Raw genomic sequence first — 22,180 nt, 5'->3', positions numbered from 1 at the left:
GCGAATGAGAGAGAACCTGCATCGCTTCTTTCGTGCGGCGCGGGGCGCAGGCGTGAGGCTCTCGCCGGCCGAAAGCATCGACGCGATGCGGGCCGTCTCCAAGGTCGGCTTTACCGATCGCACGATCCTGCGCGACACTTTTCTGCTGACGCTTGCCAAGACGCAGGACGAGAAGAAGGCGCTCGGCGATTGCTTCGACCTGTTCTTCGATCAGCCCGAGCCACAATCTCCGCCCGAGGACGGCAAGGCCGAGGAGCAGGATCAGTCGGGGTCCAATTCAGCGTCCGATTCGCCTGGCGATTCAAGCGGCGGCGACGAGCAGGCCGACGGGCTCGGCCAACTCGCCCAGATGCTGCTGGCGCAGGACCGCAACCAGATTTCGGCGGCCATCGCCAACGCGGCGAGCGCAGCCTCGCTGTCCGACATCCGCTATTTCACGCAGCGCGGCATCTTCTCCGGCCGCATCCTCGATCAGATGGGCCTCGAGCGCCTGCGCGACGATCTCGATAATCTCACCGCCACCAACCCGGCGATGGCGGAGCGGCTGACAAATGCGCTGGATGGACTGCGGGGCACAGTTCGCGAAACGGTTTCCCAGGCGCTGATGCTCTACGGGCGCGAGGAGGCTGAAAACCTGCGCAACGACATCCTGCGCAACGCGCCGCTGTCGCGGATCGAGCCGCGGCAGGTCGAGCAGATGCGGCATCTCATTCGCCAGATCGCGCGCCGCCTGCGCGAGCGCTACTCCAAGCCGCGCAAGCGACAGCGCCGCGGCCATCTCGACGTGCGCCGCACCATCCGTCGCAACGCCGCCTGGGGCGGCGTGCCGTTCCTCACCGCCTGGAAACGGCGGCATCGCGACAAGCCGAAGATCATTGCAATCTGCGACGTCTCCGGCTCGGTGGCGCGGGTGTCCGATTTCTTCCTGCTGCTGATCCACAGCCTGCACGAGGTGGTGGACGACGTCCGTTCGTTTGCGTTCTCCGGGCACCTGATCGAAGTCAGCGACATCCTGGAATCCAAATCGCCCGAAGAGGCGATGGCCGAGATCATGTCCAAGGCAGGCTTCGGCTCGTCCGACTACGGCAACTCCTTTTCCGATTTCGAACACGGGTGGATGAGCGCGATTACGCCGCAAACCACCGTGATTGTGCTCGGCGACGCCCGCAGCAACAATCTCGATCCCCGCGCCGACATCCTTCGCCGCATCGCCGAGCGGTCGAAGCGGGTGGTCTGGCTCAATCCGGAGGGCCGCATGGCCTGGGGCTGGGGCGATTCCGAAATGCCGCGCTATTCGACCTTCTGCACCGTGGTCCGCCAATGCGCGACCGCGAAGCAGCTCGAACGCGCGGTATCGGATATCGTGGCGAGCTATCAGTAATGTCTTCTCCCGTAGCCCTTCATCGCGACGATGTTCCCGATGCGTTGTCCGTGCTGAACTCGGTGTTCGGCCTGCCGGCCTTTCGCGGCGCGCAGGAGGAAATCGTCAGGCACGTGACGGACGGCGGCAACTGCCTGGTGCTGATGCCGACCGGCGGCGGCAAGTCGCTGTGCTATCAACTGCCGTCCTTGTTGCGCGAAGGCTGCGGCATCGTGGTGTCGCCGCTGATCGCGCTGATGCGCGACCAGGTCGCGGGACTGCTGGAGGCCGGCGTCAACGCGGCGGTGTTGAACTCGACACTGTCGTTTGACGAAGCCTCGGAAGTCGAGCGGCGGCTGCTCGCCGGCGACCTCGACCTGCTCTACGTCGCGCCTGAACGGCTTCTGACGCCACGTTGCCTTGCCTTGCTCGGCCAAGCCAAAATCGCGCTGTTTGCGATCGACGAGGCGCATTGCGTGTCGCAATGGGGGCACGACTTTCGCCCCGAGTATATCGGACTGTCGGTGATCGCCGAACGCTTTCCCGACGTGCCGCGCATCGCGCTGACCGCGACCGCCGACGAGATGACGCGCAAGGAGATCATCGCCCGGCTCGGGCTTGCCGGTGCACCAAGCTTCGTCGCGAGTTTCGACCGCCCGAATATTCGTTATGAGATCATCGAAAAACAGAACGCCCCGGCCCAGCTCAAGGCTTTCATCAGTGAACGCCACGCGGGCGACGCCGGCATCGTCTATTGCCTGTCGCGCGCCAAGGTCGAGGACACCGCGGCAGCCCTGACCAGCGCCGGCATCCCGGCCCTGCCCTATCACGCCGGGCTTGACGCCGGCATTCGGGCCCGCAACCAGGATCGCTTTATCAACGAGGACGGCGTCGTCATCGTCGCCACCATCGCGTTCGGCATGGGGATCGACAAGCCGGATGTACGGTTCGTGGCGCATCTCGACCTGCCGAAAAGCATCGAGGCCTATTACCAGGAGACCGGACGCGCCGGGCGCGACGGAAAACCCTCCAGCGCCTGGATGGCCTATGGCCTGTCCGACATCGTGCAACAGCGCCGCATGATCGACGAATCCACCGGCTCCGACGCGTTCAAGCGCGTGTCGATCGGCAAGCTCGACGCGCTGGTTGCGCTGGCGGAAACCGCGGGCTGCCGGCGCGGCCGCCTGCTCGGTTATTTCGGCGAGGCCGTGCACGCAGGCAGTTGCGGCAATTGCGACAACTGCCTGTCGCCGCCGCAGCTTCGCGACGGCAAGGTCGCTGCGCAAAAACTGCTGTCCTGCGCCTACCGCACCGGGCAACGTTTCGGCGCCATGCACCTGATCGACGTGCTGGTCGGCCGCATGACCGAGCGCGTCACGCAATTCGGCCACGACAAGCTGTCCGTGTTCGGCATCGGCACTGATCTCAACGAGAAGCAATGGCGCGCCGTGATCCGCCAATTGGTCGCCATGGGCCATCTGCGGGCCGACAGCGAAGCCTTTGGCGCGCTGAAGCTGACGGAAAGCGCTCGCGGCGTCCTGAAAGGCGAGACCGAGGTGATGCTGCGCGAGGCGGCGCCCGGAACACGCATCCGCGCCAGCCGCGCCAAATCAAGGCGAGGCGACCTGGCACCGCGCGCCGATACCAAGCCTGCTGACGCCGGCCTGCAGGCAGCGCTGCGGGCATGGCGCTCCGACATCGCGCGCCAGCGCAGCGTGCCCGCCTATGTCGTGCTGCATGATTCCACCATCGACGGCATCGCCGCCGCACGACCTTCGACGCTCAACGAGCTCCGCAACATCCCTGGGATCGGCGACAAGAAGCTCGAACATTACGGCGACGAACTGCTCGCGCTGGTGCGGGCGGCGGACATCTAGAGCTTCGGGCCTGATTGAATCAGAATCGAAGCTCTAGATTCTTGTTTTGACGCGTTTTTCTTCACGCGAACCGACATCCACCCCCGGATCAAGTCCGAGGGCATGCTTCGCTCGAAAACGCTATGGCAGCCGTCATCCGTTGCGGAACGTGTAGGCGTATCCGTTGATCGCGGGCGCGCCGCCAAGATGGGCGTAGAGCACCTTCGATCCCTTCGGGAAATAGCCCTTGTTTACGAGGTCGATCATGCCCTGCATGGATTTTCCCTCGTAGACCGGATCGGTGATCATGCCTTCGAGGCGCGCGCAGAGCCGGATCGCCTCCTTGGTCTCCTCCGAGGGAACGCCATAGGCCGGATAGGCGTAGTCCTCGATCAGGACGACATCGTCCCCGACGAGTTCCTGGCCCAATTCAACGAGATCAGCGGTGTTGCGGGCGATGTCGAGCACCTGAGCCTTGGTCTGGGCGGGCGTAAAGGAAGCGTCGATGCCGATCACCTTGCGCGCGCGGCCGTCCTTGGCAAATCCCACCAGCATGCCGGCATGGGTCGAGCCGGTGACCGTGCAGACCACGATGTAATCGAAGGCGAAGCCGAGCTCCTTCTCCTGCGCCCTGACTTCTTCGGCGAAACCGACATAGCCGAGCCCGCCATACTTATGCACGGAGGCGCCCGCCGGGATCGCATAGGGCTTGCCGCCCTTGGCCTTCACATCCGCGATTGCCTCTTCCCAGCTTTGGCGGATACCGATGTCGAAACCTTCATCGACCAACCGCACATCGGCGCCCATCACCCGGCTGAGCAGGATATTGCCGACGCGGTCGTAGACCGCGTCCTCGTGCGGCACCCAGCTTTCCTGCACCAGGCGGCACTTCATGCCGATCTTGGCCGCGACGGCTGCGACCATGCGGGTGTGGTTGGACTGCACGCCGCCGATCGAGACCAGCGTGTCCGCATTGGAAGCGATCGCGTCCGGGATGATATATTCGAGCTTGCGCAACTTATTGCCGCCGAAGGCAAGCCCCGAATTGCAATCCTCCCGCTTGGCGTAGAGCTCGACCTTGCCGCCGAGATGCTGCGACAGCCGCTCCAGCTTTTCGATATGGGTGGGCCCGAAGGTGAGCGGATAGCGTTCGAATTTCTCCAGCATCGTCGTCCCCGTTGATGATCTGATGTCCGGGAAACGCCCTATCATCGAGCCTTGGAAAGGTGCTCTCGAATCCATCAAGCTACTTGCGCTAATATTGCGCCAGAATCGTATTGGATTATCTATTCGTCCGATAATATGCTTATCTCTGGAAGATTCTTTCATGGCCGGCAGACTCGACCGCATCGATCTTAAGATATTGCGTTTGCTGCAGAATAACGGCCGGCTGACCAATGCCGAGCTGGCCGAAACGGCCGGCGTCAGCGCCGCAACCTGTCACCGCCGCACCCAGCGCCTGTTCGACGAGGGCTATGTCGCCCAGGTCAGGGCGATGGTGGCGCCGCGCAAGGTCGGCAAGGGGGCGCTGGTCATGGTGGGCGTCGTGCTCGACCGCTCCACGCCGGAAAGCTTTGCCACCTTCGAGCGGGCAATCGCGCAACTGAAATTCGTGCTGGATTGCCATCTGGTGGCCGGCGATTTCGACTATTTCCTCAAGATCCGCGTCGGCGACATGGAGGATTTCAACCGCATCCATGGCGACCAATTGATCGCGCTGCCGGGCGTCCGCCAGACCCGAACGTTCTTCGTCATGAAGGAGGTGGTCGACAACGCGCCGCTCGATTTCTGACGGCGTTCGGCATCGCAACACCGGGCTACCTTGCCATTATGCTATTGCCGGAACCCTGCGAGACTCTGGTCACACAGCGCGCCATGTCCTATCAACCGGGCATGACCATGAAATTTTGCCGGCAGGCTTTCGCCCTTGCCATCATATTCATTGCAATGCCGGCCGGCGCCTCGGACGAACTTCAGCGGCAAGAGCCCGATACCGTCATCTTCGCGATGATGTCCGGCAAGTGCCGCACGCTCAAGGTCGCAGGACGGGATTTTGCCTGCCGGGCTGTTGCGTTCTACCAGACCGAGGAAGGCAGGGCGAATTTTACCGTGGCGCTCGACGATCCCGACGATGGCAGCCACATCATCACGTTCTCCGGCGACAACGGGCGAAGGCCGGAGGCCAATCTGTACGAATTGCCGATCGACCGGATGCTGCTGAAATCCAAGGACAGGCCGAAGGCCGATGGCCTGCCGGTGCCGTCAGTCGAATCGACCGCCGGCCTCTGCAAGCAGGTCGGCAACTTCGTGACGCTCGAACTTTCCAGCATCACCTGCACCGCTGTCGACAAGAACGGCAAGAAGTACGAACTGCAGTACCAGTCCGACGGCGCGCCGATGGCGGTGCGCCGCATCAAGCGGATGCGCGTCGGCAGCCCCGCGGTGTCGCCGTTCGACGATGTAAAATGAAAGCGTGGGGCGTGAAATGAAAGACCGCCGGCGGAAAACCGACGGCGGCCAGTGTCGATCCACGCAAGGCTCGCGACTGCGCGGACAAGTTCAGGCTAGCGTGAAAGTCCTCCTGGGGAGTGGAGGCCATCCGTCAAAGTCGAGCGATTGCCTTCACTCGGGATTTACCGTGAGCCGCTTCGCTCCCGCCCACTCCTCGTTGGCAGGATGGAGTTCGCAATATCAAACGCGACGGCCCATCGCGGCCGTTCTTCCTCCGCGCCGGGCACGTTGATCTGAACGCCGACGCCGTCGCTGATAGAATAGGATGCGGCCAGTGCGGCGGCCTCGAGGGCGGCGCCTCGCGAATCGTAGACGCCGCCAATCTTGACGTTGTCGGCAAATACCGACCAACCCAGCGGCGCCTTCACGATTTCGAACACTGATCGTTCCATTAGCTCACCTGTCTCGTTTTACCGGTATCGCTTCCGCCCCTCGCCTACGTGACGAATCCTGGCCATGGGAGCGCGGCGTTGGGACGTCGGCTTGTCGTCGGCGGCCTTCAGTCGCCAGTCGGAAGCCCGCAGCCCCGTCAACGAATTCAACGCCGGTGCAAGCGCGATTTCCTTCCGCACGGCATCGACAATTCGATCGAACTCAACTTCGCTCATCGCACGCTCCATTGCGCCGGGCCGGCATTCTGCCGCCAGGACGATAAGAGAGGGACCGCGCTGAGCACAGCTCGCCATGCAAGTTTGTTGTTTGAAGGCTCGACCGCGGTCGCTTCGATGGCAAAAAAAGGGTCGAAATCGGGAACGTCCAAACCGCGCCGCTCGAAACCGGTGGTCCCGATGACCCAGCGGCCGCCTCCCCTTGGCCCAACTTGCCCGATGCGTGCTAGATTCGGCCACGAATCAGGAGGGTTTGCATGCCGGTAGACAGTGACAGCGCCATTGCGTGGCACCGCGCCCAGCTCAAGAAGCTTCGCGAGACCTTGAAGAACATCGAGACCGCGAGGTTCACGGTGGGCGTGTCCACTCAGGCGAGCAGGACCGGCAAGACGCAGAAAGCGATTGCCGAGCTCGAGCAGAAAATCCGGCAGTCGCAGCACATCATCGCCGCCTATGAGCGACAGACCCGGCGGCCGCTTGCGACGGACCGGCGCAGCCTCGCCAGCGTGAGCTGGAGTAGCTGGAATGCCCAGGCCGCGCATAGCCGCGGCAGCAATTCGCGGTAAACGTTGGATGGACCAGGTGACCTGTCGCCCCTGCAAACACGGACGCAGGGGCCCATACGCCGCGGCCGATGTGAAGGGCACGCGGAAAGACGGCTTCGTCTCAGTAGCCTACAGTTCCGGTTGATTGGCGCAAAGCGTCAGCCGCCGTGCCTCATCGTGGGATCACGCGGTATGAGTCCCTGCAAACGTTCGCAGGGACGACTCGTGGGAGAAGACGAAAACCTATCACTTTCAGGCGGGGCCCGCGTCTAAACTAGCAGGCAGCACGGCCTCTGCCCCTAATTCCTTGCGGTCTCTTTTTCTTTCGCCTTGGCCTTGCAGGAAATCAGGAACGTGAACGCCCGCGCATTGCGCGCGATGTCGGCGGTCTTCAACTCGTCCTTGGCGTCGGAGATCTGATACGGCACCACGCTGTTATCGAGAAAGTCCCGCAGCGCCCCGGTCTTGATGGCGAAATTGATGTTCTCGGGAATGTTGCCCGTGGCCCTCACGAACTTGATGGCATTCAGTTTGGCCGCGACCACGCCGACCACGTCGCCGCTCGCGGCCAATAGCGGCCCGCCGCTGTTGCCGGGCTGAATGGCCGCGCTGATCTGCAGAAAGCGCGTGTCGTTCAGGATGCCGCTGAGCGAGCTCACGATCCCGGTCGTCACCGTGAAATCGGATGTCAGCAGCCCATGGAAGGGATAGCCGATCGCCACCACGCTGTCGCCGGACTGGATCGCCTTGTCCCTGATTTTGGCGACGTCCTTGAACGAGCCGGTGACCTGCAAAAGGGCAAGATCGTTGGTCTCGTCGCTGGACACCAGGCGCAGTTTGGCGGGCGCCTCGCCGGACGGATTGCCCTGGATGTCGCCGACGCAGCCCTGCACCACGTGCGCATTGGTCACGAGATGTCCATTCGCACTCACCAGGAAGCCGGTGCCCTTCTGGTCAAACAGTCTGTCGGGCTTGGCCGGCGCAGAGTCCGGCGCCGCCGCAGCGACCGCCTTGGCGGCGGGAAGTACCGAGAAATCGCCGGCACTGGCCACGCCCGATTGCCTGACCTTGGCCACGCAATGCGCTAAAATGGGCAGTAGCTGTCCGGTCTGATCGAGGCTGAACTGGAAGAGCTGCCCTTGCGTATAGGCCGTCATGCCCTTCGCCCTTCGGAACTGGGCGATGAGCGCGGAGTTGCTCGGCATGGGAACGCGAACCAGCTTGTCGCCAATCGGAACACCATGAACGTTGAACGGTTGCTGACCGTCGAATGTCAGGGTCAGCGGAAAGGCCTGCCCGGACGTCAGCGTCCAATTATCATGAGTGAATCCCAGGCCCCACCCACCGTTGCCATCGATCGTCACCATAAAATAGACGCCGCTGGCGTATCGGGCGCCTGCGGCACAGTGCGAAAAGGATCCGGTCTGGTCGTTGGTGTATGCGCCGCCCTTCCAGTTTCCGACGTTGATCGAACCGTAGGGCCCGCGCGCTTCCGCGTTCGAACCGGCAAACATCGCACCCAACAGAACAGCGACCGCAACAGCACGGTATTTCATACCTGGCCCCCACACACCCAAGGGTGAGCATATTAATCCTTGCAACCGGTGTCTAAGGGTTCTTTGATTGGGGGGTCGGAAGCTTCAGGGGCGGACCACCTTCATCCACCATTTGGCCACTTTGGGCAGGTTTGGATGACCGCGCGGATGCGCACGGAAGCGACCATACTTCCCGGTTGCCCTAGACTTATTGGGAAGGTCATTTTGGTGGATCATACGTGGCATCTTGCATACACTGAAGGCGCTCGCCGCCCCGTCCATTCCGAGCCATCACCCGGAAATCATGTGGCGATTAAGATGAAGGCTCCGCCAGCGCGCGGACCCAAACCCAGCAAAATCCCGGAGGAAACGCCGTGAAGTCAAGAGTTGTTCGGTACGCCCTGCTTACACTTATGGCGGGCATTTCCGTCATAACCAGCCAGGCCCAGGCCCAATCATGGCCGGACAAGCCGATCACCTTCATCGTGCCGTTCGCGGCCGGCGGCGGGACCGATGCCTTTGCCCGCCCGCTGGCGGCCCAGCTCGACACGCAGCTGGGTAAGCGCGTGCTGATCGAAAACCGCGCCGGCGCAGGCGGCACCGTTGGCGCATCGCTCGCGTCAAAGGCCGCGCCGGACGGCTACACCTTCTTCATGGGCGCGGCGCATCACGCCATCGCCCCCTCGCTCTATCCCAACCTCGACTACAATTTCGAGAAGGACTTTATTGCGGTGGCGCTGGTCGCGCGGCCGCCGCAGGTGGTGGTCGTCAATCCGGACAAGGTCGCCGCCAAGACCCTCGCCGAGTTCATCGCCTACGCCAAAGCCAATCCGGGCAAATTGAACTACGGCTCCGCCGGCGCCGGCACCACGCATCATCTTGCGGGCGAACTGTTCAAGATCCTGACCAAGACCAACATTCAGCACGTCCCCTATCGCGGGGCCGGTCCCGCGATGCAGGATCTCATCGCCGGCCACGTGCCTGTTGTCTTCGACGGGCTCGGCTCGTCGGCAGGGCCCGTCAGGGCCGGACAGTTGCGCGCGCTAGCCGTCGCCGCGCCGAAGCGCGTGCCGGCATTCCCCGATCTTCCGACCGCCGCGGAAGCGGGCCTGGCGGGATATGAGGTGTCGACCTGGTACGGCCTGTTCGCACCCAAGAACACGCCGCCGGCGATTGTCGAGCAGATGGTCAAGGAATTGCGGAAGGCCATGCAGACGCCTGCCATCAAGGAGGCCTGGGAGCGTAACGGCTCCGATGTCCCCGACGTCACAGGCCCCGCGTTCGCGAAAATGGTGTCCTCGGAAGTCGAGCGCTGGCGCAAGGTGGTCACCGAGGCGAATGTGAAGCTGGACTAGCCTGGCAGCTCAGGCGCGGCGGCATCGTTTCATGACGGGTTCGCCGCGCCAAGCTCGCTGACTAGTTGCTGCCGCGCACGCCGTAGCGCATGAAGTCGTCATCGATTCCGGCCTTGATGGTCTTTGCCGCGGAAATATCGGCATCGCCGCCAGCCTTGTCGCCGTTCTTGAGCCTGGCGAGTCCGCGCCCATAGAGCGCACTCGCCAGCTTCGGATCGACACGCAGCGCGGAACTGAAATCATCGATCGCCGCGTCAGCCCGTCCCATCTTCAGGTGGATCAGTCCACGCGAGTCATGCGTGGCGGCGTCGTTGGGCCACGACTGAAGCACCTTGCTGCAGTCTTCAAGCGCCGCCTGCAGCGAGCCGAGGATGGCCCGGGTCCAGCAGCGGCCGCTCAATGCAGCTTCCAGATTGGGCTCAAGGCGAATGGCCTCGTCATAGTCCCGCGCGGCGCGATCGTACTCGTTCTTTTTCAGGTAGACTCCGGCCCGGTTGACGAAAGCTCTGCCGTAGTTCGGGTTGAGCTTGATCGCTTCGTCCAGAGCTTTGAGGGCGAGGTCGTATTCGCCTTTCCTCAAGTAGGCCGCGCCGCGGTTGTTGAAGGCCTTTGCGAAAGTCGGATCGAGCTTGATCGATTGATCGAAATCCAGGAGAGCGCGATCAATGTCTCCCTTTGCCGTATTGGCATTGCCGCGATTGTTATAGGCAATCGCGCGCGCCCTCGGCGTACCCTGACCGGAATCGATGAACGCTGTGCAACCATTGATTCGGACTGCAAACGACGTGCGATCCGAACCGTTGCACAACGTGATGTTCTCGAGATAGTCGCTCTTCTTGGGACTCTGCGCGGCAGCCAGCGACCCCAACAGCACCAAGGCAAAAGCAGGCGCGAGCCGCTGAATGACGCGCCGGCTCGCACTGCATTTCATGTCAGGCTCTCCGTTCCCGACGCTGGCGAAGGGGCGACCGCCGATTTGAAATCCCGGACATGGTTGGCTGACGAGCCTCCCGCACCGCGAACGGAGCTAGCATCCGCGACAGATGTTCAGATTTGATTTTGGATAGGGCTTTTGCTCGGGTTGCTGTATCGCTGGTGCTCCGGGCTTTCGCGGGCCCCTGCTCTTACCTTCTTCAATGAGCGTCGAAAATCTGACTGTCCCGTCATCTGAAATTTCGACGCGTGGTGTCGTGCCTCGAATGCCCATGGTCGCAACTGGGGTATCGACCTTCATACCCCCGGTCTTCGCGACTTGGCCCGCGACAAAAGTGAAAGTGCCCTTGCTCAGACTGAACAAGGTCGAGTTGGACGCACTCTTTGGATCGTACACGAACTCGTCCAAAGCCATGCGCGCGTTGTTCGACAGATTGAAGGAGCTGCCATCGGTGAAGTTAATGCCGACCCGGCCGTCGGCGCCGGTTGCAACGATATCGCCCTGATAGACGAGATCGCCTACGTTCGCCTGACCAGCTTGACCTGAGGTGCTCGCCTGAACGACCACCGCATTCGCACGCTCAATCGTGACCGAGCCCGTGGCGACAACGACTTTTCCAATTGGTTTTGACACGACATCCTGAACGGCGGGCCTGACTTGCGCGTGGGCCGGCGCGACGAAAAAACCGGCTGTCGTCAGAACGACGCCTGTCATCAATGCGGCAATGGCATGCGTGCACATGATCCCCCCTTCCTGAGAAGATCTTGTCCGGGAGAGCGCTGAGGGGCTCTTTGAGCGCGACATTAGACCCGATGTCCGGGGAAGGCATCATCTGGCGTTCGCCTCGAAAGGATTACTCCTTTTGAGCCTAAAGCCTAACGCCCGTGGATTGGCTAACTTGAGGCAGGAACTCTCGGCTGCTGGCCGCCTGGGCTGGCAGCATCGCGATTCTTTGACCTCATGGGCTTGGCAGGGCCAACCCATGAAAAATCGCACGAGGTACGTGGCAGACGGGGTAGCGCCATGCTCGTCGGGTCCCATGCCGAGACTGGGGACGAACGTAAGGCCGCTGTGGCCCCGTCTCCCCGCATCGGCAACGTTCAGACCGCGGCCGGGTTCGGGCGCGCGACCTGCGCTGCCGCTCAAGACGCGACCGGTGGCTCTCGAAGCCGGCCTTATGCCGGCAGGTTCGGCATGCTGTGGCTCACGGCACTCGCCTTCGCGCTTGGGAAGCAGGCCCAGGCCGCCGATCCTGATGTCGCGATCCTGGACGACGGCAACATCGCATACAAGGACCTCGAACACGGAACATTCGAGCTGATCACCAAGGAGTTGGTCCCTCGACACTTCCTCGTTGAGGATCCTGGGCAGACCATCATCCTGCGGTCGCAGGGGTCCTCGGTCAGCGTCAGTCAGAGCACAAACTCCGCGGCGCGAATGGCCGAATTGCAGGCGGCCCAGCAGGAAACACTCGCCATCTTCGAAAAAGGATTGGGGTCGACGGGATCGAGCACGCCTCCTGCCCTCGATCAGCTACCGGTGCAACCGATCAATTTCATCCAGAGCGATGATTCTGCCCCCGAGCAGGATTTGCCTGCCTTGCCCGCGGTAATCCTCGCATCAGTCGAGGAGATGGTTGTCGGGAAAATACCGCCTCCACCGCCAACGCCGCCGACGCTGAATGCGATAGTTGGGCCGACTGAAATCGACACCACGGTCTTCGACCTCTTCACTGCGACAAGCGGCACTTTCCTTGCCAGCAGTCCCAACAGTAGCGCTGCACTGACCTTCGGCGTCAGCGGAGGAATCGTCGGCAGCACTGTCATCGAGGGCGTAACCTACGATGTGTCAAAGGCTGGTCCCTACGGCACGCTTTACGTCGATAGCAGGACCGGCGACTATACGTTCGTTCCGGACAATGACGCGATCAATGCGCTTGTTGAGCCGACCATCACCGATTTCATGATCACCGTATCCGATGGGACGCTTTCGGCCAGACAACCCTTTACGATCGCCATCAACGGCACCAACGACGCGGCCATCATCTCCGGCGCCACCAATGGCACGGCGATCGAAGCCAGCAGCGTCGCCAATACCGCGCTGGGCACACTGGGCACGCTGAGCGCCACCGGGAAGCTCACCAGCACCGACGTCGATGACGCGCCCAACACCTTCGCGGCGGTTGGCACACCGGCCGCGAGCGCGGGCGGCTTCGGCACCTTCACGATGACGGCGGCCGGCGTATGGACCTACGCGGTCAACGATGCCAACAGCGGGGTGCAGGCACTCAATGTCGGCGACAAGCTGACCGACTCCTTCACGGTGACCACGATCGACGGCACCTCCCAGGTGGTGACAGTCACCATCAACGGCGCCAACGACGCAGCGATCATTTCCGGCGCCATAACCGGTTCCGTGACCGAGGACGGCGGCACCAAGTACGACTCGCCGACCGCGGCCGGCACGCTCACCGCTACCGACGTCGACAACGCGCCCGGTTTTACGGCAGTCGATTGCCCGACGACCAGCGATGCCGGCATTGGCACCTTCACGATGACGGCGGACGGCGCGTGGATCTACAAGCTCGACGACAGCAATTGCACGGTGCAGGCGCTCAATGTCGGCGACACGCTGACCGACACTTTCAAGGTGACCTCCCTGGACGGCACCGCGCAGCTGGTGACGGTTACCATCAATGGCACCAACGACGCTGCCATCATTTGCGGAACCAAGGACGGCTCGGTCATCGAGGCTGGCGGCGCGGCCAATTCCGCATCTTGTAAGCCAACCGCGACCGGCGCGCTCACCGATACTGACGTTGACAACACTCCCAACACCTTTACGGCGGTCGACTCGCCGAAGCCGAGCACGGGCGGCTATGGCACCTTCACCATGACGACGGATGGCGTCTGGACCTACACGCTCGATGACACCAACTCCAAAGTGCAGGCTCTCAATGCCTGCGACAAGCTGACCGATTGCTTTACGGTGACCACCATCGACGGCACTCCGCAGGAGGTGAAGATCACCATCAACGGCACCAACGATGCCGCCGTTATTAGCGGCGCCACGACCGGCTCGGTAACCGAAGCTGGCGCTTGCACATACGGTACGCCGATCGCGACCGGCACGCTCACCGATACCGACGTCGACAACACGCCCAATACGTTCACGGCGGTCAACTGCCCGACAGCCAGCGACGGCGGCTATGGCAGCTTCACCATGACGAAAGATGGCGTCTGGACCTACAAGCTCGACAACGCCAATTGCGAAGTGCAGGCGCTCAACGACTGCGACACGCTGACCGACTGCTTTGAGGTGACCACCATCGACGGCACCGCACAGGTGGTGACAATCACCATCAACGGCGCCGACGACACGTTCCACTTCAAGGACAAGATGTCCGACCTCAAGACTTCGGACCTTGCAGAGGACATCCCGGCGTCGATCAATTCCGCCGAGAACGCTGCAGCAACCAGTGCACCGCCAGCGATTTCAGAGGCAGCCCAAACGATCGAGCTGTCTGCACAATGGCCCGAGACTTTCGTTTGGGACCAGCCGGGCAACGATGTCACTAACCGCGCGCCGCATGATCTGATCGTGTGACGGAGCTACGCCGGTTCCAGCGCAGCCGTTCCATTGCCGCACGAGACGCCCTACTTCGCTTCGCTCGCCTTGATCCCCGAGCTTTCAATGAGTTTCGCCACGCGAGGCAGGTCGGCGGCGAACAGGCGCGCGTGTGCCTCAGCCGTCAACTCGTTGTCAGGGAATGGCAAGGTTCCGAGCTGCTTCAGCTTCTCCAGAAGCTCTGGCTCAGCCAGCGCCGCGCGGAGCGCCGAGTTCAACGCATTGACGGTCTCCTTGGGCGTACCCTTCGCCACGTAGAGCCCATGCCACATCGAGTAGCTGACCTCGGGCATGCCGAGCTCGGCGGTGGTCGGCACGCCCTTCAACTGATCGAGACGTTGTGGCGACGTAATGGCGATGCCGTGAAGCGCTCCGGCCTGAATCTGCGGCAGCGCGTTGGTCACCTGATCCCACAGCAGGTCGATCTGCCCCGCCAGCAGATCGCCGATTGCGGGAGCTGATCCGCGATAAGCCACGACCGTCGGTTTGAAGCCGAGCACATTGCCCATCATCACGGCGCACAAATGACTGTTTGTCCCGAGACCACCATGCGCGAAGTTCGCCTTGTCACCCTGCGCCTTGATCCAGGCGACATGGTCCTTCGAACCCTCGCCGGGGATCGACTTGCGGCCGATCAGGACCATCGGCGCGTTGTTGACGAGGCCGACCGGCTCGAACGCCGTTTTCGTATCATACCGCAGGTTGGTGAACAGGCTGGGCGCGGCGAGCAGCGCGACATGGTTGATCAGGATTGTCGAACCGTCAGGCGCCGATCGGGCAACACGATCATTGGCCAGCGTACTGCCGCCTCCGACCACGTTCTCGACGATGACGGTCTGGCCGAGCGTTCGCGACATCCGCTCGCCAATGAGGCGAGCGACAGTATCCGTGCCACCGCCGGCCGCAAAAGGCACCACCAGCGTCACGGTCTTGGGGGACGATTGCGCATGGGCCTGCGGCGAAAGCGCCGCAATCAGGAGACCAAAGCCCATGAGGGCGCTTCTAAAAGGGAGATTGATCACGATGGCGTCCTCCAAAGTCTTTGTTTTTTGTTGTTATGCCGCATTTGTTGCGGACGTGCGCTCGTTGGCGAAGCCCGCAGCAGACAGCGTGGCACCGCATGACTTCGGATCATGCTGATTGCGCTTGCGCAAATCAATTACAAAGCGAGCGTAGCTCGCAGGCAGACCGGCGTGATACCATGTCCTTAGGGCGCGGATAGCATCGGGACGGAGTTGAAATGAGCCAGGCTGCATACGTCGCGGTCGATTGGGGCACGAGCAGTTTTCGGCTTTGGCTCGTCGACCGGGCCGGCAACGTTCTCGGGGAACGGCGCAGCCAAGAGGGCATGATGGCGGCAGCCAAGCTTGGCTTTCCGACCGTGCTGCAAGCTCACTTGGAAGCCGTCGGCGCCGCGCCTGGGCTGCCCGTTGTCGTCTGCGGTATGGCCGGTGCCCGGCAGGGGTGGGTTGAAGCCGGATACGTCGACACGCCGGCGCCGCTCGCATCGATCCTGAAGCATGCCGTCCCGGTGCCGGGACAGAACCGTGACATCCGCATCCTCCCGGGCATCGCACAACGCGACCCCAAGGCGCCGGATGTCATGCGCGGCGAGGAGACGCAGTTGCTCGGCGCATTGGGCGCGGACGCGGCCGACGATGCGATCGTCTGCATGCCGGGTACCCATTCGAAGTGGGTCAGGGCGAATGGAGGGATCGTCGAGCGCTTCGCCACGTTCATGACGGGAGAGCTGTTCGACGTCGTGTCGCGAGAGACGATCCTGTCCCACGCGGTGACCGGCGCCGATGAAGCGGAAGATACCGACGCATTCAAGTCGGCGGTCATTGCCGCGTTCGAGACGCCTGCCTTCGCTGCCAATCTGCTGTTCCAGGTGCGATCGGGCCAGCTCCTCTATGGCGGCACGCCATCCTCGGCACGCGAAAAAATATCCGGCACCCTGATTGGTCTCGAACTGGCGGCGGGGCTCGCCGGAGAAGTACCCAGCACCGGCATCACGCTGGTAGCGTCAGGGAGGCTCCAGGTGCTTTACCAGTTGGCGTTTGACACGGTGTCCGTTCCTGTCAGATCAATCGGTGCCGAGGATGCGGTCCGTCGTGGCCTTGCGATGGCCGCTAAGTCGATCTGGAACGCATAGAGGATCAGACGAATGAGCGTTGTCCCATTTCCCCCAATGAAGCGTCCGCTGGTCGCGATCCTGCGCGGGGTGAGGCCTGACGAAGCGGAGGATATCGTCAGCGTGCTGATCGACAGCGGCATGACGGCGATAGAGATCCCGCTCAACTCGCCGGATCCTTTCCGCTCCATCGAGATCGCCGTCAAGAAGGCCCCCGCCGGAATCCTGGTTGGTGCCGGCACCGTCCTGACGCTGGAGGCCGTCGAGCGGCTCCATGACGTTGGCGGCCGGCTCCTGGTAACACCCAACGTCGATCCCGAAATCATTGTCCGGGCCCGGGCGCGTGGCATGGTCACGATGCCCGGCGTCTTTACACCGACGGAAGCGCTGCTTGCCGCCAAGGCGGGAGCATCGAGCCTCAAGTTCTTTCCGGCGAGCGTGCTCGGCGCAGCCGGAATTACCGCGATCCGTGCCGTACTTCCCGCAGACCTGATGATCGCTGCCGTCGGTGGCGTCTCCGACAAGAATTTTGCGGACTACACGCGGGCCGGCGTTCTCGCGTTCGGCCTCGGCAGCAGCCTCTACAAACCCGGCATGACGGCCGCCGAAGTCGCTGCTCGCGCCAAGGCGACGATCGACGCGTACGACATGGCGATTCAACAGACGGGATAGGCCGCCGCCTCGGGCGCGCCGCGCCGAAGCGAATGAACGGCCCGAGACATAGGTGACATTTCGTACCGGACACATGGGTTACACTTTTCGCTTATTTGCAAGCGGGAGGTGTGGATGCCGTGGAAAGCGAGGTCGGCAGGGGCCGTTGCCCATCTCTCACCCTACCCGGTCGATGGCCCTACTCGTGGGAGCCATGATCCAGATCAACGCCGTGGCTCGGCCGCCGCCCAAGGAATTCGCGCTATAAGTTGCTCAATCCGTTTTCTGCGCTGGACGCTTCTCGGCCGGGTCGCCGCCGCTTCCTGTTCGGTGATTGGAGGGTATGTCACCAATGAAACACTGTCTCGCTGCTTTCGCAATCGTGGTCGCAGCAGCTGCGCACGCCAACGACGCCCTGGAAGCCAAGGTGCGGGCCTACGTTCCGGTCGTCTCTCTCGCCAAAGTATGTGATCTCAGGATCAATGACGCCACCTCGGGCGACCATCGCGCCATGCTCGAAGCGGTGAAATCCGACCCGAACGCCAACAAACTCGCCTACCGCGTGCATTACGAAACGCAGACGGCCTACATCAAGGCCCGCGACGGAGGTCAACGGGTCGCCTTCTGCAAGGATTTCATCGCAGCCAACAGCCAATACGCCAAGGCGCGCTTCACCGCCGTGGTCGAGGACCACATGAGCGACGTCAGCACTAGTGTGCAGAAAGCGATTGCCCACAACGTCTGCGGTGCGCCCCCCGTCAAGCTGTCCAAGGCCGACTGGAAACCGTACGCGCAAATCAAAAAGATGCTTCAGATCGAGCATAAGTTGGCCAAGGAAAACGCCGAGACGCACGGCTGGAACGTCACCGAGGAAACGACGGCGGTCACGGAACAGTTCTGCGCCGCGGTGCGGTGAGCCATGACAAACAGCAGAATGACGGGCCGTCGGTTCGACGCTCAGCGCCTTCCCGACGGTGCCGTCGCGCCCGGTCGCCACGGCTCCACCAAAATATCGAAAACAACCCCATGCAAAGTAGCCGGCGGCCGCCGCAACCGACGGTTTGGACCGAAAACTTGACACGTCGGGCAAATCAGCGGCACAATTTCATCATCCCGGAATTTGCTAAACCACTGCGTGCGCAATATTGCTGCGATCATGTTCCGCGTGGCTGGACCGTTGAGGACACGCCGCCGCCGCTTGCGCGAGGGTGCAGAAACCGCGAAAATCCGGGCTGTTTCAGAACTTATCGGGGGAATTCGGCACAGATGCAGTTTGATGACGTTATTCTCGGTCGCCGGAGTATCCGCGGTTACAAACCTGATCCAGTACCCAAAGCGCTGATTGCGGAAATCATTGGTTTGGCAATGCGCGCCCCGTCGTCGATGAACACCCAGCCCTGGAATTTCTACGTCATTTCAGGCGAACCGCTGGATCGGATTCGCGCCGGCAACACCGAGCGGATGGTGGCGGGCATTCCGCAGTCGCGCGAGTTCCGCACGGGTCAGGCCTTTGCAGGCAAGCACCGCGACCGGCAGGTCGGTGTCGCCAAGCAATTATTCTCCGCGATGGGAATCGAGCGCGACAACAAGGACAAGCGTCAGGACTGGGTGTTGCGCGGCTTCCGCCAATTCGACGCGCCCGTCTGTGTAATCATCACCTATGATCGCGTGCTCGACGGCAGCGACGACACGCCGTTCGATTGCGGCGCCGTGGCGACCGCACTCGTCAATGCCGCCTGGTCTCGCGGGCTCGGCGCGGTGATCAACAGCCAGGGCATCATGCAGTCCCCCGTGGTGCGCGAGCACGCAGGGATCGCCGACGATCAGGTCATCATGAAAAGCATCGCGCTGGGCTGGCCGGACGAGACGTTTCCGGCGAATGCGGTGGTGTCGGAGCGGAAGTCGGTCGAGGAAGCGACGGTGTTCATCGGGTTCGAGAAGTAGCGGCGCGCGGGCGGAAGGGCTGGAGGTACAACAGTGATCCGCGCCATGGTCCGACGTGCACTAGAGCGTTTTCCAGCGAAGTGGGTACCGGTTCGCGTCAAGAAAACGCGTCAAAACAGGAATCGAGAGCCCCGTTCCGATTCAATCGGAACGGGGAAGGCTCTCGTGCTGGCGGCGGCTTTTGCCGCTACCTTGATGCCGGTCACGTGCTTTGGCCAGAGCAGCAAGCCGTTGCCGGCCAAGGCAACACAGGAACTGCCCCCCGAGCTGCTCGCGCTGCTCGAACAGAAGAAGATGCCAAAATATTCGCCGATCGTTGTGCGTCTTTTCAAGGAAGAGGCGGAGCTCGAAGTCTGGAAACAGGACACGACCGGCCGTTTCCAGATCCTCAAGACCTATCCGATCTGTCGGTGGTCGGGCGATCTCGGGCCAAAATTGTACGAGGGCGACCGACAGGCTCCGGAAGGGTTTTATACAATTACACCTGAGTTGATGAACCCCAACTCCAACTTCTATCTTTCGATCAACCTCGGCTACCCCAACACGTTCGACAAGGCGAACAAGCGCAACGGCAGCTTCCTGATGATCCACGGCGACTGCTGGTCGAGCGGTTGCTATGCCATGACCGACGAACAGATCAGCGAGATCTATTCGCTGGCGCGCGACTCGCTCAGCGGCCGGCCGTCGTTCCAGGTCCAGGCCTATCCGTTCCGCCTGACGCCGGCGAATCTGGCGCGGCATCGAAATAGTCCCAACCTGCCCTTCTGGAAAATGCTCAAGATCGGCAACGATCATTTCGAGACGACGCAACGCGAACCGAGGGTGGATGTGTGCAACCGCCGCTATGTATTCGATGCGCAACCTCCCCCGAACTCGCCGCACCCTCTCGTGTTCAACGCGATCGAAAAATGTCCTCCCTTCGTCGTCAATCCGGAAATCGCGCGGCGGGCGCTGGAGAAGAGGCGCGCCGACGAGCGCGCGTACGCGCGATTGCTTGAAGACAACGTGCCAGCTGCCCCGATCTACAGCGGACTTGACGGCGGAATGAACAAGGCGTTCCTTGCACAATTTCCGGGCAGAGTGACGCTTGCGAAAGTAATGCCGTATGCATCCTACCTGCCGCAATTGCCCCCAATCCCTTGGATCGACAATGACGGCTCGTTGACCAGCAAATGGTTTGGTGTCTCGTTCTCCAAACCGATCGAGTGCAATCCGGCCCGTGCCGGCTTTCCGTGGAGCCGGTGCTAAGCTCTTGTCCGACGTCAGCGATGGGTCTTGGCTGTGCAAAAACGCGAAGACGCTCAATCGAGATAGAAGAAGTTATTCGTCCAAGACCGCCTTAGTCTCCCAACGCGCAAGCGGATTAAACTTAGAGGTCGCACTGGAAAATATCATTCTTCGCCGCGATTCGATTTTTGAGTTTTTACACAGCCAGGGTCATCAGCAGACCACGCTTGGCATCGACATTTCGTCGGCTCATCAGGATCAAGCGCGACAACAAGGACAAGCGCCAGGACTAGGCGCTGCGCGGCTTCCGCCAATTCGACGCGCCTGTATGCGTGATCGTGACCTATGACCGCGTGCTTGATGGCAGCGACGATACGCCCTTCGATTGCGGCGCTGTGGCGACCGCCCTGGTCAATGCCGCCTGGTCTCGCGGGCTGGGCGCCGTGATCAACAGCCAGGGCATCATGCAATCCCCCGTGGTGCGCGACCATGCGGGCATAGCCGACGATCAGTTCATCATGAAGAGCATCGCGCTGGGCTGGCCGGATGAAACGCTTCCGGCGAATGCGGTGGTGTCGGAGCGAAAGTCAGTCGAGGAAGCTACGGTGTTTGTCGGGTTCGAGAAGCAGGTGTGCGCCCGCGCGAGAGGCGCTATCCGGTATCGCGTCAGGCGAAACTTCTTCACCTATGATCGGAAGCTACATCGTGACAGCTTCAATGCATTGACGCGATCATGTTCCGCGCGGACGACAGCTCGTCGTCGGGGGCGTTACTCACAATGGTTTTGTGCAGTCCAGCACTGTCACCGTAACCCAATACACGATCCGTCTCCCTTGTACATTCCATCCGGAAATGGTGGCACCCGCTTGCCAATCAGTTCGTCAGCGCGCGCCGCGCACGGCCGTACTTGGCGTTACGCCGGATCGTGTGGCCGTTGATGCTGACGAACCTCGTCACGCAGGAAATGCCTCTTGACCCGTCGGGCAAATCAGGGGCATTTTACCAAAATCAGAAAAACCTGTGTAAGCCCGCGGCGAGAAATTGCCAGCGGGCTTTCTCATGTCCGCACCGCGTAGATCGCGAAGCCAGTGGCCACCAGCATCATGGCACCGAAGATGATGCCCTCGATCATGACGGCCTCACGCGCATAATCTCGCCGGCGCCGATCTGGACCCTGGTCGATCCGCGCGGGCTTGTGATTTCCACCATCAGGTCTTCGCCGAGGCGCTCGATGATCCGACGGCGGACCAAGGCCTCGTCGCCGGGCTCGAGCAGCGTGACCTGGACCTTGAGCACATCGCTGGCTGGCTTCACGCGGCGGCCACCTTCTGGCGATGCTCATCCATCAGCAGCGCGAGCGCAACGCGCGAACCCGCTTTGCCGCGTGCGAACGCGGCTGCGGGGCCCGGGCTCATCACCGGGGCCCCAACCATTTCAACAGTGACGTGCAGTTCAATGCTGAAGCCAGAACAGCCGGCGCGGCCGACGCGCTCGCAGGCCAAATCTCAGCGGCGCGTCATTGCGGCCACCCAAAGGGCATTCGCACCTGGTCGCAAGGAGCGGATGGCCGTGGCGAAGCGCGATCGCAAGGCGGCAAAGCCTGCACGCGATGCCCGGCCATAGGACTTGGGGAAGTGCAGGCCGCGCTGGATAAGCACGTGCCGGGCTGGCGCGAGCAACTGTCGCGTGGAGAATCCGTCGTCATCACAGTTGCGGCAGCCGCATCGTGATCTCGTACCTGGTTCTGGCGCGCGCCGCCATCATCGGTTGGGTCATTCTTTCGGTCGCGCCGTTCGAGATGCTGCACGACGCGATCGAGGCCGAGCTCGAGCGGCGGGGAGTCGAGCTGTGACCGACCCCGCTCCACAGATACAGGTCAGCTTCTGCATGTGC

At 62.1% G+C, this 22,180-nt stretch carries 22 protein-coding genes and 1 pseudogene; 14 read left to right on the top strand and 9 right to left on the bottom strand.

The features are described 5' to 3' along the window. Window positions 1-4: 4 nt before the first annotated feature. Together IVB22_RS15525 and recQ are read left to right on the top strand one after the other, a co-directional pair. A complete protein-coding gene (locus IVB22_RS15525) occupies window positions 5-1,381 on the top strand; it encodes a VWA domain-containing protein (protein ID WP_247518191.1) in 1,377 nt (458 codons plus the stop codon). Beyond that, window positions 1,381-3,237, top strand: a complete 1,857-nt coding sequence (gene recQ, locus IVB22_RS15520) for a DNA helicase RecQ (protein WP_247518190.1) — start codon at window positions 1,381-1,383, stop codon at window positions 3,235-3,237. The genes IVB22_RS15525 and recQ overlap by 1 nt, the downstream gene beginning before the upstream one ends. A gap of 132 nt (window positions 3,238-3,369) precedes the next feature. Here recQ and IVB22_RS15515 read toward each other — a convergent pair whose 3' ends face one another. Then, window positions 3,370-4,383 (bottom strand): 1-aminocyclopropane-1-carboxylate deaminase, encoded by a 1,014-nt coding sequence (locus IVB22_RS15515; protein ID WP_247518189.1) that lies wholly within the window; start codon window positions 4,381-4,383, stop codon window positions 3,370-3,372. Between the two features lie 160 nt (window positions 4,384-4,543). On the opposite strand from IVB22_RS15515, the gene IVB22_RS15510 reads away from it, so the two are divergent. Together IVB22_RS15510 and IVB22_RS15505 are read left to right on the top strand one after the other, a co-directional pair. Beyond that, window positions 4,544-5,008, top strand: a complete 465-nt coding sequence (locus IVB22_RS15510) for an Lrp/AsnC family transcriptional regulator (RefSeq protein WP_247518188.1) — start codon at window positions 4,544-4,546, stop codon at window positions 5,006-5,008. Between the two features lie 83 nt (window positions 5,009-5,091). Then, window positions 5,092-5,685 (top strand): hypothetical protein, encoded by a 594-nt coding sequence (locus tag IVB22_RS15505; RefSeq protein ID WP_247518187.1) that lies wholly within the window; start codon window positions 5,092-5,094, stop codon window positions 5,683-5,685. 164 nt (window positions 5,686-5,849) lie between these two features. Here IVB22_RS15505 and IVB22_RS15500 read toward each other — a convergent pair whose 3' ends face one another. Both IVB22_RS15500 and IVB22_RS15495 read right to left on the bottom strand, forming a co-directional pair. Further along, complete coding sequence (locus tag IVB22_RS15500) at window positions 5,850-6,119, bottom strand: hypothetical protein (protein WP_247518186.1); 270 nt, start codon at window positions 6,117-6,119, stop codon at window positions 5,850-5,852. A gap of 18 nt (window positions 6,120-6,137) precedes the next feature. Then, on the bottom strand, window positions 6,138-6,335 hold the full coding sequence (locus IVB22_RS15495) for a hypothetical protein (RefSeq protein WP_247518185.1): 198 nt from the start codon (window positions 6,333-6,335) through the stop codon (window positions 6,138-6,140). 257 nt (window positions 6,336-6,592) lie between these two features. On the opposite strand from IVB22_RS15495, the gene IVB22_RS15490 reads away from it, so the two are divergent. Next, a complete protein-coding gene (locus IVB22_RS15490; protein ID WP_247518184.1) occupies window positions 6,593-6,901 on the top strand; it encodes a hypothetical protein in 309 nt (102 codons plus the stop codon). 278 nt (window positions 6,902-7,179) lie between these two features. Here IVB22_RS15490 and IVB22_RS15485 read toward each other — a convergent pair whose 3' ends face one another. Further along, window positions 7,180-8,436: a S1C family serine protease gene (locus tag IVB22_RS15485; protein WP_247518183.1), complete on the bottom strand. Its 1,257-nt coding sequence runs from the start codon at window positions 8,434-8,436 to the stop codon at window positions 7,180-7,182. Window positions 8,437-8,789: 353 nt separating this feature from the next. On the opposite strand from IVB22_RS15485, the gene IVB22_RS15480 reads away from it, so the two are divergent. Further along, entirely contained in the window at window positions 8,790-9,770 is a 981-nt protein-coding gene (locus IVB22_RS15480; protein WP_247518182.1) for a tripartite tricarboxylate transporter substrate binding protein, read from the top strand. Window positions 9,771-9,831: 61 nt separating this feature from the next. Here the strand turns inward: IVB22_RS15480 and IVB22_RS15475 are convergent, their stop codons facing one another. Together IVB22_RS15475 and IVB22_RS15470 are read right to left on the bottom strand one after the other, a co-directional pair. Continuing rightward, window positions 9,832-10,701, bottom strand: coding sequence for a tetratricopeptide repeat protein (locus tag IVB22_RS15475; protein WP_247518181.1), 870 nt, complete (start codon window positions 10,699-10,701; stop codon window positions 9,832-9,834). Between the two features lie 96 nt (window positions 10,702-10,797). Further along, window positions 10,798-11,445 carry a FecR domain-containing protein gene (locus IVB22_RS15470; protein WP_247518180.1) on the bottom strand — a complete coding sequence of 216 codons (648 nt, stop codon included), beginning with the start codon at window positions 11,443-11,445 and terminating at the stop codon, window positions 10,798-10,800. Between the two features lie 282 nt (window positions 11,446-11,727). Here IVB22_RS15470 and IVB22_RS15465 point away from each other — a divergent pair, with 282 nt between their 5' ends. Then, on the top strand, window positions 11,728-14,310 hold the full coding sequence (locus IVB22_RS15465; protein WP_247518179.1) for a VCBS domain-containing protein: 2,583 nt from the start codon (window positions 11,728-11,730) through the stop codon (window positions 14,308-14,310). A 50-nt stretch (window positions 14,311-14,360) separates the two neighbouring features. Here the strand turns inward: IVB22_RS15465 and IVB22_RS15460 are convergent, their stop codons facing one another. Continuing rightward, window positions 14,361-15,323 carry a tripartite tricarboxylate transporter substrate binding protein gene (locus IVB22_RS15460; RefSeq protein ID WP_247518178.1) on the bottom strand — a complete coding sequence of 321 codons (963 nt, stop codon included), beginning with the start codon at window positions 15,321-15,323 and terminating at the stop codon, window positions 14,361-14,363. A gap of 248 nt (window positions 15,324-15,571) precedes the next feature. Between IVB22_RS15460 and IVB22_RS15455 the strand changes: the two genes are divergently transcribed. The 6 genes and pseudogenes from IVB22_RS15455 to IVB22_RS15430 all read left to right on the top strand — a co-directional run. Beyond that, window positions 15,572-16,486, top strand: a complete 915-nt coding sequence (locus IVB22_RS15455) for a 2-dehydro-3-deoxygalactonokinase (RefSeq protein WP_247518177.1) — start codon at window positions 15,572-15,574, stop codon at window positions 16,484-16,486. Between the two features lie 12 nt (window positions 16,487-16,498). After that, on the top strand, window positions 16,499-17,137 hold the full coding sequence (locus tag IVB22_RS15450) for a 2-dehydro-3-deoxy-6-phosphogalactonate aldolase (RefSeq protein ID WP_247518176.1): 639 nt from the start codon (window positions 16,499-16,501) through the stop codon (window positions 17,135-17,137). A 331-nt stretch (window positions 17,138-17,468) separates the two neighbouring features. After that, window positions 17,469-18,032, top strand: coding sequence for a hypothetical protein (locus IVB22_RS15445; protein ID WP_247518175.1), 564 nt, complete (start codon window positions 17,469-17,471; stop codon window positions 18,030-18,032). 350 nt (window positions 18,033-18,382) lie between these two features. Beyond that, window positions 18,383-19,060, top strand: coding sequence for a nitroreductase (locus IVB22_RS15440; RefSeq protein WP_247518324.1), 678 nt, complete (start codon window positions 18,383-18,385; stop codon window positions 19,058-19,060). 165 nt (window positions 19,061-19,225) lie between these two features. Next, window positions 19,226-20,308: a murein L,D-transpeptidase family protein gene (locus tag IVB22_RS15435; protein WP_247518174.1), complete on the top strand. Its 1,083-nt coding sequence runs from the start codon at window positions 19,226-19,228 to the stop codon at window positions 20,306-20,308. 236 nt (window positions 20,309-20,544) lie between these two features. After that, window positions 20,545-20,910 (top strand): annotated as a pseudogene (locus IVB22_RS15430) (nitroreductase family protein); the annotation flags it as partial. A 505-nt stretch (window positions 20,911-21,415) separates the two neighbouring features. Here IVB22_RS15430 and IVB22_RS15425 read toward each other — a convergent pair. Then, entirely contained in the window at window positions 21,416-21,601 is a 186-nt protein-coding gene (locus IVB22_RS15425) for a hypothetical protein (protein WP_247518173.1), read from the bottom strand. Continuing rightward, complete coding sequence (locus IVB22_RS15420; RefSeq protein WP_247518172.1) at window positions 21,598-21,789, bottom strand: hypothetical protein; 192 nt, start codon at window positions 21,787-21,789, stop codon at window positions 21,598-21,600. The genes IVB22_RS15425 and IVB22_RS15420 overlap by 4 nt, the downstream gene beginning before the upstream one ends. Window positions 21,790-22,013: 224 nt before the next feature. Between IVB22_RS15420 and IVB22_RS41395 the strand changes: the two genes are divergently transcribed. Then, window positions 22,014-22,139: a hypothetical protein gene (locus IVB22_RS41395; protein ID WP_256467421.1), complete on the top strand. Its 126-nt coding sequence runs from the start codon at window positions 22,014-22,016 to the stop codon at window positions 22,137-22,139. Window positions 22,140-22,180 lie beyond the last annotated feature (41 nt).

The organism is Bradyrhizobium sp. 190, from assembly GCF_023073415.1.
GTDB lineage: Bacteria > Pseudomonadota > Alphaproteobacteria > Rhizobiales > Xanthobacteraceae > Bradyrhizobium.
Note: the sequence above shows the minus strand (reverse complement) of the source record. Positions and strands in the feature narration are given on the sequence as shown.

Excerpts from the sequence above, each read along its gene's own strand:
- IVB22_RS15525 (WP_247518191.1), top strand. The coding sequence starts at position 5 with ATGAGAGAGAACCTGCATCGCTTCTTTCGTGCGGCGCGGGGCGCAGGC.
- recQ (WP_247518190.1), top strand. The coding sequence starts at position 1,381 with ATGTCTTCTCCCGTAGCCCTTCATCGCGACGATGTTCCCGATGCGTTG.
- IVB22_RS15515 (WP_247518189.1), bottom strand. The coding sequence starts at position 4,383 with ATGCTGGAGAAATTCGAACGCTATCCGCTCACCTTCGGGCCCACCCAT.
- IVB22_RS15510 (WP_247518188.1), top strand. The coding sequence starts at position 4,544 with ATGGCCGGCAGACTCGACCGCATCGATCTTAAGATATTGCGTTTGCTG.
- IVB22_RS15505 (WP_247518187.1), top strand. The coding sequence starts at position 5,092 with ATGTCCTATCAACCGGGCATGACCATGAAATTTTGCCGGCAGGCTTTC.
- IVB22_RS15500 (WP_247518186.1), bottom strand. The coding sequence starts at position 6,119 with ATGGAACGATCAGTGTTCGAAATCGTGAAGGCGCCGCTGGGTTGGTCG.
- IVB22_RS15495 (WP_247518185.1), bottom strand. The coding sequence starts at position 6,335 with ATGAGCGAAGTTGAGTTCGATCGAATTGTCGATGCCGTGCGGAAGGAA.
- IVB22_RS15490 (WP_247518184.1), top strand. The coding sequence starts at position 6,593 with ATGCCGGTAGACAGTGACAGCGCCATTGCGTGGCACCGCGCCCAGCTC.
- IVB22_RS15485 (WP_247518183.1), bottom strand. The coding sequence starts at position 8,436 with ATGAAATACCGTGCTGTTGCGGTCGCTGTTCTGTTGGGTGCGATGTTT.
- IVB22_RS15475 (WP_247518181.1), bottom strand. The coding sequence starts at position 10,701 with ATGAAATGCAGTGCGAGCCGGCGCGTCATTCAGCGGCTCGCGCCTGCT.
- IVB22_RS15470 (WP_247518180.1), bottom strand. The coding sequence starts at position 11,445 with ATGTGCACGCATGCCATTGCCGCATTGATGACAGGCGTCGTTCTGACG.
- IVB22_RS15465 (WP_247518179.1), top strand. The coding sequence starts at position 11,728 with ATGCTCGTCGGGTCCCATGCCGAGACTGGGGACGAACGTAAGGCCGCT.
- IVB22_RS15460 (WP_247518178.1), bottom strand. The coding sequence starts at position 15,323 with ATGGGCTTTGGTCTCCTGATTGCGGCGCTTTCGCCGCAGGCCCATGCG.
- IVB22_RS15455 (WP_247518177.1), top strand. The coding sequence starts at position 15,572 with ATGAGCCAGGCTGCATACGTCGCGGTCGATTGGGGCACGAGCAGTTTT.
- IVB22_RS15450 (WP_247518176.1), top strand. The coding sequence starts at position 16,499 with ATGAGCGTTGTCCCATTTCCCCCAATGAAGCGTCCGCTGGTCGCGATC.
- IVB22_RS15445 (WP_247518175.1), top strand. The coding sequence starts at position 17,469 with ATGAAACACTGTCTCGCTGCTTTCGCAATCGTGGTCGCAGCAGCTGCG.
- IVB22_RS15440 (WP_247518324.1), top strand. The coding sequence starts at position 18,383 with ATGCAGTTTGATGACGTTATTCTCGGTCGCCGGAGTATCCGCGGTTAC.